The organism is Paraburkholderia guartelaensis, from assembly GCF_004353905.1.
Classification (GTDB): domain Bacteria; phylum Pseudomonadota; class Gammaproteobacteria; order Burkholderiales; family Burkholderiaceae; genus Paraburkholderia; species Paraburkholderia guartelaensis.
The window spans coordinates 129,668-141,984 of record NZ_SMOD01000003.1; the positions used below are offsets into that span (position 1 = coordinate 129,668).

At 63.7% G+C, this 12,317-nt stretch carries 9 protein-coding genes; 6 read left to right on the plus strand and 3 right to left on the minus strand.

What is annotated here, in order from left to right; all coding sequences use genetic code 11:
• Positions 1 to 694 precede the first annotated feature (694 nt).
• Positions 695 to 2,077, plus strand: coding sequence for a replication initiation protein (locus E1N52_RS05030; RefSeq protein ID WP_246088961.1), 1,383 nt, complete (start codon positions 695 to 697; stop codon positions 2,075 to 2,077).
• A 254-nt stretch (positions 2,078 to 2,331) separates the two neighbouring features.
• On the opposite strand, the gene argG is transcribed toward E1N52_RS05030, so the two are convergent.
• Positions 2,332 to 3,666, minus strand: coding sequence for an argininosuccinate synthase (gene argG / locus E1N52_RS05035; RefSeq protein ID WP_110383903.1), 1,335 nt, complete (start codon positions 3,664 to 3,666; stop codon positions 2,332 to 2,334).
• A gap of 161 nt (positions 3,667 to 3,827) precedes the next feature.
• Positions 3,828 to 4,511 (minus strand): GntR family transcriptional regulator, encoded by a 684-nt coding sequence (locus E1N52_RS05040; RefSeq protein WP_133180764.1) that lies wholly within the window; start codon positions 4,509 to 4,511, stop codon positions 3,828 to 3,830.
• Positions 4,512 to 4,724: 213 nt separating this feature from the next.
• On the opposite strand from E1N52_RS05040, the gene E1N52_RS05045 reads away from it, so the two are divergent.
• From E1N52_RS05045 to E1N52_RS05060, 4 genes are all read left to right on the plus strand, one after another.
• Positions 4,725 to 6,137 (plus strand): MFS transporter, encoded by a 1,413-nt coding sequence (locus E1N52_RS05045; RefSeq protein WP_133180765.1) that lies wholly within the window; start codon positions 4,725 to 4,727, stop codon positions 6,135 to 6,137.
• Positions 6,134 to 7,492: an MmgE/PrpD family protein gene (locus E1N52_RS05050; protein ID WP_133180767.1), complete on the plus strand. Its 1,359-nt coding sequence runs from the start codon at positions 6,134 to 6,136 to the stop codon at positions 7,490 to 7,492. Before E1N52_RS05045 ends, E1N52_RS05050 begins: the two co-directional genes overlap by 4 nt.
• Positions 7,485 to 8,168, plus strand: a complete 684-nt coding sequence (locus tag E1N52_RS05055; protein ID WP_133180768.1) for an MmgE/PrpD family protein — start codon at positions 7,485 to 7,487, stop codon at positions 8,166 to 8,168. The genes E1N52_RS05050 and E1N52_RS05055 overlap by 8 nt, the downstream gene beginning before the upstream one ends.
• 106 nt (positions 8,169 to 8,274) lie before the next feature.
• Positions 8,275 to 9,699, plus strand: a complete 1,425-nt coding sequence (locus E1N52_RS05060) for an MmgE/PrpD family protein (protein WP_205965572.1) — start codon at positions 8,275 to 8,277, stop codon at positions 9,697 to 9,699.
• Positions 9,700 to 9,707: 8 nt separating this feature from the next.
• Here E1N52_RS05060 and E1N52_RS05065 read toward each other — a convergent pair whose 3' ends face one another.
• On the minus strand, positions 9,708 to 10,718 hold the full coding sequence (locus E1N52_RS05065; protein WP_133180772.1) for a glycosyltransferase family 2 protein: 1,011 nt from the start codon (positions 10,716 to 10,718) through the stop codon (positions 9,708 to 9,710).
• A gap of 324 nt (positions 10,719 to 11,042) precedes the next feature.
• Between E1N52_RS05065 and E1N52_RS05070 the strand changes: the two genes are divergently transcribed.
• On the plus strand, positions 11,043 to 12,128 hold the full coding sequence (locus tag E1N52_RS05070) for an aromatic acid exporter family protein (protein ID WP_133180774.1): 1,086 nt from the start codon (positions 11,043 to 11,045) through the stop codon (positions 12,126 to 12,128).
• The last annotated feature ends 189 nt before the right edge of the window (positions 12,129 to 12,317 follow it).

Sequence of the window (12,317 nt, forward strand, 5' to 3'; positions counted from 1 at the left end):
ACCGCACAATAACCGTTACCGCCTGCCCCACCTTCCAGGATGTGCACAAAAAGCGTTGCTATCACGGAGCATCTCACTCCTGCACAAAATCCGTTTCCTTCTGTTCCCAACCGAAAAGTCACCCCTCAGTAGCGCACCACTGGCTACCGCCGCCCAATCAACTCTCTCCCGGCGCGTCTACGGGCGTTCTGCACATAAACCACTTCCATAGCCCCCTCGAGCTGCACAGAAATCGTTACCCCTCCACCGGTTTCAGCGGCCGAAAAGTAGATCGAGTTCAGATGCCTCAGCGCTGAAAGCCCTTAAGTACGGGCCTTTGAAGCAAATTCACTTCGAATTCCCTGACCGCATCACGAGACACCACACGTCAAAATCAGCGTTGAGCATCTTTTTTGGCGAGCGGTTTGTTTGTTTACTTAAAGAGAAAAACCCACCAACCAACTAACGTACGCCCTCGTTTTCTTTTATTTCAAACACTTGCTCTTCAAAAGCACCGTTCTATGTGCTCACTGCACCGTTTTATGTGCGACGAGGTTCCGTTTTATGTGCTGTCGTTGTAGAGATATTTGTGCGATCAGGTACGTTTTTTGTGCGAGAGCCGAATCGGGTGGCTGTTTGAGGTAACGGTTATTGTGTTGACATGTGTTTGCGTAGTGATACAGTGCCCGCCAATGTCGACGGGGAGAGCATGCGTATGTCGGAGGAGAGCGGGCGAAGGACAACAACACTGCAGATGTCGCTGGGTCTCTTTGAGGAGATGTCCGGCCAGCCGATCAATGAGAGCACGCGCGAGATCGGCTTTCAGCGCAACAACGTGTTTGTCGCCATCAATGGGCTTGGACTGTCTTCGCGCCGTTTCATCGACGCCGCCTATTTCATTGCCGCCCAGGAACCCGCACCGCGCGATACCTACGATGTCGACCTGAACTACTTCAAGTGGCTCATGCGCTATGAGAGCCGCAACGTGCGCCATTTGCAGAGCGTCATCAAGGAAGCGCAGCGCGTGCTGATCGAAGTCACCGACACGCCGCCCGACCGCGCCCCCAACGAAGACGACCAGTGGATTTCCGAGCAGCTGATGGGCAGCGTCAAGATCGGCAAGGGGCGCATCCAGTTCCGCATTCCGCCGCTCATGCTGCGCCACATCACCGGGCCCGACAAGCATCACTGGCTGAACCTGTGCATCACGGCGTCGTTCTCGCAGACCTATGCGCGCGCGATCTACGACTACGTGTTGCCCTACGTGGCGGCCGGGCTGACCGACTGGATCGAGCTCGATGTCATGCGGCGCTGGCCCGGCAAACTCGGTACGAGCGCGTCGGAGTTCAAGCATTTCCGGCCCAAGTACCTCGATCCGGCGGTGCGCCAGATCAACGAGCTATCCGACATCGACCTCAGCTACGAAACCCGAGCCGATTCGGAAACCTCGCGCAAAATCAACAAGATCCGCTTCCGGATGAAGCGCAAGGACACGGTCGCCGCGCTTCTCTCACGGCAGCCCGACGCGCACGACCTGCTGCTCACGCTCAAGGAGGAGTTTGGCCTCTCCAACAAGCAGTTCGACGTGATCGCGGAGCATCGCATGAGCTGGACCGACGAGCGCATCCAGCAGGCCATCGAATACACGCGTTTCCGGCTTAATCAGGGCAAGGTGACCAAGAGCCCTGCGGGCTATCTGATGAAGGCGCTGAGCCACAACTGGCAGGTCTCAGAGGCCGAGCGGAAGATGGTGGCGATCCAGGGCGAGCTGGCCGTGGCTGCGACGGCTCAGGAGACCGCCAGGACGGTCGCGACGACGGCGGTGAAGCAGAGCATCGCGGCGCGCGACGAAGAGGCGCGCTCGCAGCGCAATGAGGAAGTCAAGCAAGGCCGCGAGCACTTCGAATCGGCCGACGAGAAGACCCGCAAGGAGCTGGTGCGGCTCTACATCGCCTCGCAGGCCGGCAAGCTCATGCTGCGCCGACTGAAGCTCGAGGCGGGGGCGCTCTCCGACGTGAATATCCTCAACCACTCCGATCTGTCGTGGTACTTCGGGCAATTCGTCTACGGGAAGATGAAGCAGCTTGCCGTGCAGTGAGTGTCTTCAATACGCTTGACGGCTGATATGCCGGTTGGCGTCTTGAGGCCTGGCCCCTCAGCCCGTCACTGCCTCTCGCGCTCACGCAGCGGAAAACATCCAGTCGATCAACGAGTTAGGACACTCGTCCCAGGCGTTCTCCACAAGCTTGCCAACAAAATCTGTGGGTAACTCGAACGCCAGATTCAAACCCACGCAGACATAAAAAAAGGGAAGGCCCAGTGCCTTCCCTTTCTTCACAAAGCGACGACGCCTTACTTCTTCTCGTCGTTCAGTTGCGGCAGCGTATAAGCCGCGCCCGGTGCGAGCAGACCGACCTTCGAGTACACACGCAGCTTCTCGCGCGTGTCGGTGATGTCGAGGTTGCGCATCGTCAGCTGGCCGATACGGTCGCGCGGCGAGAACGTCGAGGCGACCTTCTCCATCGACAAACGCTCCGGCTGATACGTGAGGTTGTCCGACTTCGTGCTGAGGATCGAGTAGTCGTTACCGCGACGCAGTTCGATCTTCACTTCGCCGGTGATGGCGCGCGCCACCCAGTGCTGGGCCGTTTCACGCAGCATGATGGCTTGCGGGTCGAACCAGCGGCCCTGGTACAGCAGGCGGCCCAGACGGCGGCCGTTCTCGCGGTACTGCTCGATGGTGTCTTCGTTGTGGATGCCCGTCACGAGGCGCTCATAGGCGATGTAGAGCAGCGCCAGACCCGGGGCTTCGTAGATGCCGCGGCTCTTCGCCTCGATGATGCGGTTTTCGATCTGGTCGCTCATGCCCAGACCGTGACGGCCGCCAATGCGGTTCGCTTCGAGCAGCAGTTCCACGGCGTTCGGGAAGGTCTGGCCGTTCAGCGCGACCGGCTGGCCTTCCTCGAAGCGGATCGTCACTTCTTCGCGGTCGATCTTGACGTCGTCGCGCCAGAAGGCCACGCCCATGATCGGGTTCACGATCTTGATGCCGCTTTCCAGGCTTTCGAGGTCCTTCGCTTCGTGCGTTGCGCCGAGCAGATTCGAGTCCGTCGAATAGGCCTTCTCGGCCGACATCTTGTATTCGAAGCCCGACTGGCGCATGAACTCCGACATTTCCGAGCGGCCGCCCAGTTCGTCGATGAACTGCTGATCGAGCCACGGCTTGTAGATCTTCAGGTCCGGATTGACGAGCAGGCCGTAGCGGTAGAAGCGCTCGATGTCGTTGCCCTTGTAAGTCGAACCGTCACCCCAGATGTTGACGCCGTCTTCCTTCATCGCCGCCACGAGCATCGTGCCCGTCACAGCGCGGCCGATCGGGGTCGTATTGAAGTACGTGACGCCGGCCGTCGAGATGTGGAACGCGCCGCATTGCAGGGCCGCGATGCCTTCCGCCACGAGCTGCGCGCGGCAGTCGATCAAGCGTGCACCGGCGGCGCCGTATTCGGTCGCGCGGCGCGGGATCGAATCGTAGTCGTCTTCGTCGGGCTGGCCCAGGTTCGCCGTATAGGCGTAAGGCACGGCGCCCTTGAGCTTCATCCAGTGCAGCGCGGCGCTGGTGTCGAGGCCGCCGGAGAAGGCGATACCGACCTTTTGGCCGGTCGGAAGGCTTTCAAGAATTGTGCTCATGATGAGAAAGAACCCGGTAGAACGAGAATGCGGAAGGAATTCGGTCGAATCGTCAAGTATGTTGTATCCCCGGCCTTTCGGCAAGCCTGGCGGGGAGGGCCACAGGCCCCGTTCGACGCGGCCTCCGCGTTAATAAAAAGGGGCGCAGCGAGGGCGCTTGCTCAGCGCAGGCTGTCCCAGGCGGCTTCGATGGCATGCAGTGCACCCATCACGATCGAACGGTTCAGCGCCGCGGCCAGCACGCCGTCGCGCTCGGCATACGCCTCGCACAGCCGCTGGTGGTCGGTGCAGGAACGCTGCAGGCGGCCCGGCAGCGACGTGCTCAGGTGTCGCAGGCGGTTCGTGCGCATGCGCATGGAGTCCAGCACCTCCTTGAAGATGCCGTTGCGGCTCACACGCAGTTCCTCGTCGCGAAACGCGACGTTGGCCCAGAAATAGCCGTCCACGTCACCCCTGGCCGCGACTTCGGCGAGCTTGCCGTGCGCGCGCCACAGCGCGGCGATGTCCTCGTCCGTGGCGTGCTCGACGATCGCGAGCGACACCTGGCCGTACAGCAGGGCGCGCAGCGCGTAGATCTCGCGCACTTCCTTCAGTTGCATGGCGGCCACGCGCGGGCGGCGGCGCGGCGACCAGTCGACGAGCCCTTCGCGCGTGAGCGCGAATAGCGCCTCGCGCACGGGCGTGCGGCTCACGCCGAAGCGTTTGGCGAGATCGACCGAATTCAGATCGTCGCCGGGACGCAGCCGGCCTTCGATGATGCCGCGCGCCACCCAGTCGACGATCTCGGCCACGCTCGACTGCTCGCCCGTTTCCGGGGCGACCATTACGCCGACATCTTCATCCATGCGCTTTCCCCCGAGGCGCCGCGACCGGGCGCAGCGCTGCCGATTGTAACAAACCCAGTGCCCGCTTCGCCTTCGAAGTCACAGGTCGGTTCCCTAAGTGTATACACTGTGGCGAGAAAGTCTCTGTGAATAGCGGAAACTCGCCATATACTGAATATAACTGTCGACACTAAAACGCAATCCAATCGACTACCCGTCAGGCAAGGAGACGCCATGTACATGGGAACTGAGATTGCCGGCTCAACGCACGTCGAGGCGAGTGTCTCGGCGCGGCTCGACCGGCTGCCGCCCACGCGGTACTTTCGCGGGCTCGTCGCCCGCATCGCGGTGGGCGGATGGTTCGAGTTCTACGAAATGTTCATGGCGGCCTATATCTCACTGGGCCTCATCCACAGCGGGCTGTACCGCGCCACCACCGCCGGGCTCTTCGATGTGAACGGCTTCGCGAGCTTTCTCGGCTCGTTCTTCGCGGGCATGTTCGTCGGCACGGTGGCGCTGAGCGGCATCACCGACCGCTTCGGGCGGCGCATCGTGTTCACGTTCGCCATGCTGACGTACTCCGTGGCGAGCTTCGTCGCCGCCTTCCAGCATTCGCCGCTGGGCATGGACGCCTGGCGCTTCGTGGCCGGCGTGGGCATCGGCATGCAGCTCATCACTGTCGACACTTATATCTCCGAGCTCACGCCGCGCGATGCGCGCGGGCGCTACACGGCGTTCAGCATCCTCGTCATTCTCACCTCGGTGCCCGTGGTCGCGGTCATCTCCTACGCGCTCGTGCCGCGCACGTTCTTCGGCATGGAAGGCTGGCGCTGGGTGATGATCATCGGCGCGGCCGGCGCAGTCTTTATCTGGTTCATTCGTCACGGCTTGCCGGAATCGCCGCGCTGGCTAGAGAGCAAGGGGCGCGTGAACGAGGCGCGCCAGATCGTAGACGAGATCGAACGCAGGGTGGTCGCCGAAACCGGCAAGCCGCTCGCCGAGCCGCCCGAAGGCCCGAATGCGAGCCAGCTGGAGGCGCGCGGCGCGTGGATCGAGATGTGGCAGGGCCGCTACTTCAAGCGCACGGTGATGCTGTCGCTCTTCAACTTCTGCCAGACCTTCGGCGTGTATGGCTTTGGCGCGTGGGTGCCGGTGCTGCTGTATTCGAAGGGCATCACGATCACGCATTCGCTGCTCTACACCATGGTGATCGCCATCACGACCCCGCTCGGCGCAATCGGCGCCATGGCCTGCGCGGAGCGCTACCAGCGCAAGTGGCAACTGGTGGGCTGCGCCATCGTCGTGGCCGTGGCGGGCGTGATGTTCGGCCAGGTGCGCGACCCCGTGCCGATCCTGCTGTTCGGCAGCGCGGTGACGATCGCGAACAACTGGCTCATCGGCATCTTCCACACCTATCAGGCAGAACTGTATCCAACGCGTATTCGCGCGCGCGCCGTCGGGTTCGTCTTCAGCTGGAGCCGTGTCAGTTCGATCTTCGTCGGCTTCTGGGTGGCGGCGCTGCTCAAGCAGTACGGCGTGCCGGCCGTGTTCCTGCTGATTTCGTCGGCCATGCTCGTGATCGTCGTGGCGGTCGGCGCGTGGGGTCCGAAAACCAACGGTGTGCGTCTAGAGGAGTTGTCGCAATGAGTGGTTCCATCGCCGATGCATTCGCGCAGGGCCTGTTTGCACTGGCACAGCGTCCCTTGCCCGCTGATGTCCAGAAGGAAGCGAAGCGCTCGTTCATCAACGTTGCGGGCACAACGATAGGCGCCTGCATGCATCCAGGCGTCGAAGCGATACTCGCGACTGCGCGCGATCTTGGCGCCGCACACGAGGCGGGCGTGCTGGGGCGTACGGAGCGCATCGACCTGCACTTCGCCGCGCTGGCGAACGGCTTCGCCGGTCATCTGGACGATTTCGACGACACGCATCTCGTCACAGTGATCCATCCTGCAGCGGCCACGCTCGCGGTGCTCACCGCGCTCGCGCCGCAAACGCGGCCCACGGGCGCACAGGCGCTCACGGCGTTCGCGCTCGGCTGCGAGGCGCAATTGCGCGTGGGCGTGGCGATCTCGCCTGAGCACTACGACCGGGGCTGGCACATCACCGGCACGTGCGGCGTGATTGGTTGTGCGGTCACGGCGGCGCTGTTGCTCGGCCTCGACGAAGCTAAACTTAAGGAGGCCGTATCGATTGCCGCCTCGATGTTCGTCGGGCAGCGCGAGGCCTTCGGCACCATGACCAAGCCCTTTCATCCCGGCAAAGCGGCGGCCAATGGCATCGACGCTGCGCGGCTCGCCCAGCACGGGCAGCGCGCCGCAGACGACATCTTCGAAGCGCCGGGCGGCTATGCGAGGTCGCTTTCGACGAAGGTCGACTTCGAGCGCATGAACGGCGATTTCGGCGAGCGCTGGGAGTTGTCGTTCAACACCTACAAGCCGTATCCGTGCGGGATCGTTGCGCATCCGGCCATCGATGCCGGCCTCGCGATTGCGGAGCGCATCGCGGATGCCGGGGCCATCGACGCGATCGTGCTGCGCTGTCATCCGCTCGTGCCGGAACTGATGGGCAACCCGCAGCCTCGTGACGGCCTGCAGGCGCGTTTCAGCGCGATCCACGGTGTGGCCGCCGCGCTGTGCGACGGCCAGGTGGGCCTCGCGCAATACGACGACAGCCGCGTGACGCGCGACGACGTGAAGGCGCTGCGCGCGAAGACGACGCTCGCGCCCGACCCCGCATTGAACCGCGACGAGGTGTACATCGAGGCGCGGCTTCACGACGGCAGCGTGGTCGCGCATCACGTCGAACATGCGCGCGGCAGTCTCGCGCGGCCCCTGACTGACGACGAACTGCTCGACAAGGTGCGTCTGCTGATCGACCCGCGGCTTGGCGCGGGCGCGGCGGATCGCATTGCCGCCGCAGTCGCGAACGTCGAGAGCGCGGCGAGTCTCGACACGTTCTTCGCCCTTTGCACGCCGAACAAGGATCTGGCTCATGCATAACCCCGCCGCTCATTCCGCCGTTGCCGATGCGTTCGTGGCGCTTGCCGCAGCGAAGCCTGGCGAGCGCGAACTCGAAGCCGCGCGCAGCGCCGTGGCGAACGCGCGCCGCTGCGCCGCGCAGTCCCGCGCCGCCAGTCCGCTGATCGCAATGCTTGCGCAGGCCACCGATGCGCGCTCGCGCGCATGGCAGCTCGGCGCCGCGCTCGCCACGCTGGATGCAGGTTCTACCGCCACACCCGCCGTGGCGGCAGCGCTTGCGCTCGGCGAATCTCTCGAGGCTGCCGAAGATGACATCGCCGCCGCTGTCGCGGTCGGCACGCGCGCGTCGGCGCGGCTGGGCGCCGCCGTGGACGACGAAGCGTTTCGTGCGCGCTGGAACGTGGCCGCGTCTCTCGGGATCGTGGGGGCGACGCTCGCGGCTGCGCGCCTCCTCGCGCTCGATGCGCCGCACACGCGCCACGCGCTTGGCATCGCCGCCACGCAGGCCGCAGGGCTCGCGCGCAATGTGGGCGAAGCCATGGGCGCGCTGGAAACCGGCAAGGCGGCCGCCGACGCCATCGAAGCGGCCTTGCTCGCGAAACATGGCTTTACGAGCGCGGTGGCGTCGATCGACGGACGGCGCGGGCTGGCCGCGCTGATGGCCTACCGTTTCGACGCCGGCGCGATTACCGCATGAGACGAGCCGGGCAGGGCGATTTAATACGGATGCCGAACTGATAACGATGCCAATAACGTCTTTGCTTTCGCGTCGCCGCATGCTTCAGTGCGTCGCGGCGTGCAGCATGCTGCCCGTCGTCGGCGCAAAGCATGCGTTCGCCGCCGACGCGTCACCCTCGTCATCACCATCGCCGGACGACACCGACATCACCGCGCAGCTTGCGCGCTACATCGTCGCTGCACGCGACAAGCCGTTGCCCGACGCCGTGCTGGTGGAATGCAAGAACCACATTCTCGATACGTTTGGCGCGATGGTGTCGGGCTCGCGCATGCGCCCCGGGATGCTGGCGACGCAATACGCGCGCTCGCTCGGCGGTGCGCCGCAAGCCTCGGTCGTCGGCTCGGACCTGCGCACGAGCACGGTGAACGCCGCGCTCGCCAACGCCATGTGCGCGCACTCCGACGAGACCGACGACTTCGAGCCTGTCACGAAGGCGCATCCCGGCTGCTCCACGGTGCCTGCCGCGTTCGCGCTAGGCGAAGCGCAGGGCGCATCCGGCGCGGCGCTCGTGCGTGCCGTCGCGCTCGGTTATGACACGGCGTGCCGGCTCCTCATGGCGCTCGGCCCGGATCTCGTGCGCGCATCGCATCGCAGCGCGGAAGGCACGGCCTCGACGTTCGGCGCGCTCGGCGCGGCCGCTGCGCTCACGAGGCTCGACGAGCGCCAGACGCGTTATGCGATCTCCTACGCGGCGCAACAGGTGTCGGGACTATGGAGCTGGGTGAAGGATCGCGACCATATCGAAAAGGCGTTCGATTTCGCGGGCATGGGCGCGCGCAACGGCGTAATGGCGGCGACGATGGTGCAATCGGGCATGACCGGCGTGGCCGACGTGCTCGACGGTACGCACAATCTCTTCATCGCGCTTTCGACGAAGCCGCAGCCGCAAGCGATGATCGACCAGTTCGGCAGCCGCTTCTTCGTGACGGAAACGGCGATCAAGACGTATTCGGTGGGTTATCCGATTCAATCGCCGCTCGATGCCTTGCTCACGCTGCGGCGGCAATATCAGCTCACACCGGACAAGGTGCGCACAGTGGTGGTGAAGGTGCCGCCTGACGCCATCGGTATTGTCGGCGACAGCGCGATGCCCGACGTCAACTGCGCCCACATGGTGGCGCTGGCGCTCGTGAAGGGCGCGGTGTCGTTCGCGGACAGCCACGACGTCTCACTCATGCGCGATCCGCAGATCGAGGCGCAGCGCGCGAAAGTAACGGTCGTTGCCGACCCGAAGTTGCGCGACCCGGCCGCGCCGCGTGGCGGCATCGTCGAAGTGACGTTGACGGACGGTCGCACCGTGAGCCACTACACGCGCTTTCCGCCTGGCACGAAGGAGAACCCGCTGAGCGTCGCGCAGGTGAACGACAAGGCGCGCGATCTCATGGAGCCGGTGCTCGGCCAGCAAAAGACCGCGCAACTGATCGGGCGGATCAACGTGCTGGAGCACGTCGCGAACGTCGCGGACCTGAGGCCGCTGTTCACGGCGTGAAGTGGTCGTTACGGCATGCGCGTCCGCGAAGCATCCACGCCTTGCTCATCCTTCATGCCCAACAGGGCGACGGACTCCGTGCGGCCGCGCCGCGTGGCTTTCCAGATCATCAGCAGGTGGTAGTAAAGTCGCGGGCTGAAGCCGAACCGGTACGCGTAGAGATTGCCGAGCGCGAGCTGCAGCCCAGCGCGCGCCTCGCGATTGCGTGCGAGCAGCGAGACCACGATCGGCACGAGACGGCGCATGGCGAGCTTGCGCGCCGGTTCGAGTTCGGGCGGCAACGTGAGGCTGTTGAGAAAACGCCACGCCGAGATCGACGACGCATTGATGCTCGTGCGCGTCGCCTGGGATACCGAAACGTCCGTGATGCGATAGCACGAGACGTATTCGTTCACGTAGCACACACGTTTTGCCGCGAGGCACAGGCGCGTGCCGAACACGTAATCGCAGCAGGTGCCGTAGTGGTCGTCGTAGCCGATGCGCTTGACGAGCGCCGCGTTGGCAAGCCAGCCGTTGTTGGGGAACATCTGCACGATACCCACGCGGCCCGGTGGGTGTTGCAGTCCTGCTGCGCTGGCCGTGCGGTGATACGCGATATTCATGCGTTCGCTAGCCGCGTGCATGATGCGCCCGTCGTGATCGGTTTCGTATTGATCGCCGAACGCGACTTCCAGATCCGGATAACGCTCCCACTGCGCAAGCAGTTTCTCGATGCAGTGCACGAGCAGATAGTCGTCGTCGTGGATCAGCAGGATCTTGTCTCCGCTCGCGCGCTCGAAGAGGCTCGCCACGTTGGGCGCCTGGCCGAGCGCGGGCACGTGGCGCCGATAGGCGATGCGCGGGTCGTTGCCGTAACGCGAGGCGACCAGCTGCTGCGTGCGATCGTCGCTCGAGTCGTCGCCGATCACGATCTCGATGTTCGCATGCGTTTGCATGAGGCACGATTCGATGCAGCGAACGAGCAGTTCAGGCCGGTTGTACGTCGGCAGGCAAATGGAGACCTTCGTTGTTGTCGTCATGGGCAGACCCCAGTGCTTGAGGGATGCGGAGACGTTCGCAAAGACGGGTTCGTAATGCGAACTTCATCCGGTGGACATGACGGTAAAGGAACAAAACGCGAAAGAAATTGAAAATAAATCGCAAGGCATGCGCCTTGCGCAGCGCGGCCCGCAAAGCCAGCACCGGTGGGCATCCGCATAAAGTGCCGAGCTTTGATATTACAAATCGGAAAGAAAATCCGGGCGGCAAAATATTCGGGAATCGTCGGGGATCGACTGAGTGCCGGAACAGTCACGTCAATCGCGTTAACATTGGCGCTCCGCCTGAAAAGACCGACGGCATCCATGGCCTCCATCTCGTACGCCCACAAACCGCTCACGCCGTTCCGCCGTGCGCTCGCACGCTTTTCCCTCTCCGAACTCGCGAAGTACACGAAACTCACGCTCGGCATGTGGATCGGCTTCGGCATTCCATACGCATGCGGATATCCAGAAGCGGCGGTCGCGCTCTCCGGCTCGGCGATGCTCACGCTCGCGCTCGGCAGTTCCATCTCGGCGGCGCGCGGATACTTCCACAAGCGCGTGATGTCGAATCTCGTCGCGATGCCGATCGGCACGCTGCTGATCTGGCTGACCGCGCCGCATTTGTGGCTTGGCGTGATCCTGCTGCCGCTCGTGATCTTCACGATCGTGCGCATCCGGCCTTCGGTGTTCCAGATGACGAGCATCACCGTGCCGATGACGCTCGTGCTCTTCACGGGCGTGCGCATACCATTGCTCGAGCAACGGCTGATCGGCGTGGTGCTTGGCATGCTGCTCGGTTTCATCATCCAGCAGGTCGCATTTCCGCCCGATCATGGTTTTTGGGCGAATACGCTCGTGAACGACGGCAACGCGCAGGCCGAAGCCTTGCTCACCCAGGTCGCAACGAAAACGCTGGACCGCACGAAACTGAAATCGGCGACGGCCGCGCTGCGGGTGTCGAGCAGCAATCTGAAGCAGGCACACGATCTCCTCAAGTCGGACCTGGAGCAGTCGTGGGTGTCGGCGCATCTGAAGCGCAATCGCGATCGCTTGCCGCTGTTCTCGTGCTACCACGAGCTATTCGATTCGATCGTCGGCTTCCTCGAAACGCTCGATACGTTCAACGCGCAATACGAGGCGCTCGATACGCAATGGAAAGAGGCATACCGGCACGGCCTCGCGCGCCTCGTGGACGTGCACCGGCAAATCGCTTTACAGGCCGACCTTCGGGTGGAGCGCCCGGGTCTACTCGTGGAGCCGTTGACTCGCGAGGAACTGCACGCGCTCGTCGAAGCGCTGCCCGCAACGGGCGTGTTCACGAGCGTCTATCTCGGGCATTTGACTGGCTACGGCATCCTGCTGAGCCGTTTGAGCGACATGCATACCGAGCACTTGCGCAAAGCGTGAGCGTCGCGCTCATTCCTCGCGTATTTTCCCGGCGATCCGCGCGGCGGCGGCCTGCGGGCCGCTCGGGCTCGTGCAACTCATGCGTTGAGTGCCTACCGCCCGGCACGCATGCGAGCGTCTACCCGTAATTGTCCTGGGGTGGGCGCGCCGCGGCGCAATGCGCGGTGCGCACCGCTCGAAGCGTCCCGG

What these genes read in the sequence shown, in the direction of transcription:
- E1N52_RS05055 (WP_133180768.1), top strand. Translation starts at nt 7,485, where the DNA reads ATGCATAACCCCGCCGCTCATTCCGCCGTTGCCGATGCGTTCGTGGCG.
- E1N52_RS05040 (WP_133180764.1), bottom strand. Translation starts at nt 4,511, where the DNA reads ATGGATGAAGATGTCGGCGTAATGGTCGCCCCGGAAACGGGCGAGCAG.
- E1N52_RS05030 (WP_246088961.1), top strand. Translation starts at nt 695, where the DNA reads ATGTCGGAGGAGAGCGGGCGAAGGACAACAACACTGCAGATGTCGCTG.
- E1N52_RS05045 (WP_133180765.1), top strand. Translation starts at nt 4,725, where the DNA reads ATGTACATGGGAACTGAGATTGCCGGCTCAACGCACGTCGAGGCGAGT.
- E1N52_RS05065 (WP_133180772.1), bottom strand. Translation starts at nt 10,718, where the DNA reads ATGACGACAACAACGAAGGTCTCCATTTGCCTGCCGACGTACAACCGG.
- E1N52_RS05050 (WP_133180767.1), top strand. Translation starts at nt 6,134, where the DNA reads ATGAGTGGTTCCATCGCCGATGCATTCGCGCAGGGCCTGTTTGCACTG.
- argG (WP_110383903.1), bottom strand. Translation starts at nt 3,666, where the DNA reads ATGAGCACAATTCTTGAAAGCCTTCCGACCGGCCAAAAGGTCGGTATC.
- E1N52_RS05060 (WP_205965572.1), top strand. Translation starts at nt 8,275, where the DNA reads ATGCTGCCCGTCGTCGGCGCAAAGCATGCGTTCGCCGCCGACGCGTCA.
- E1N52_RS05070 (WP_133180774.1), top strand. Translation starts at nt 11,043, where the DNA reads ATGGCCTCCATCTCGTACGCCCACAAACCGCTCACGCCGTTCCGCCGT.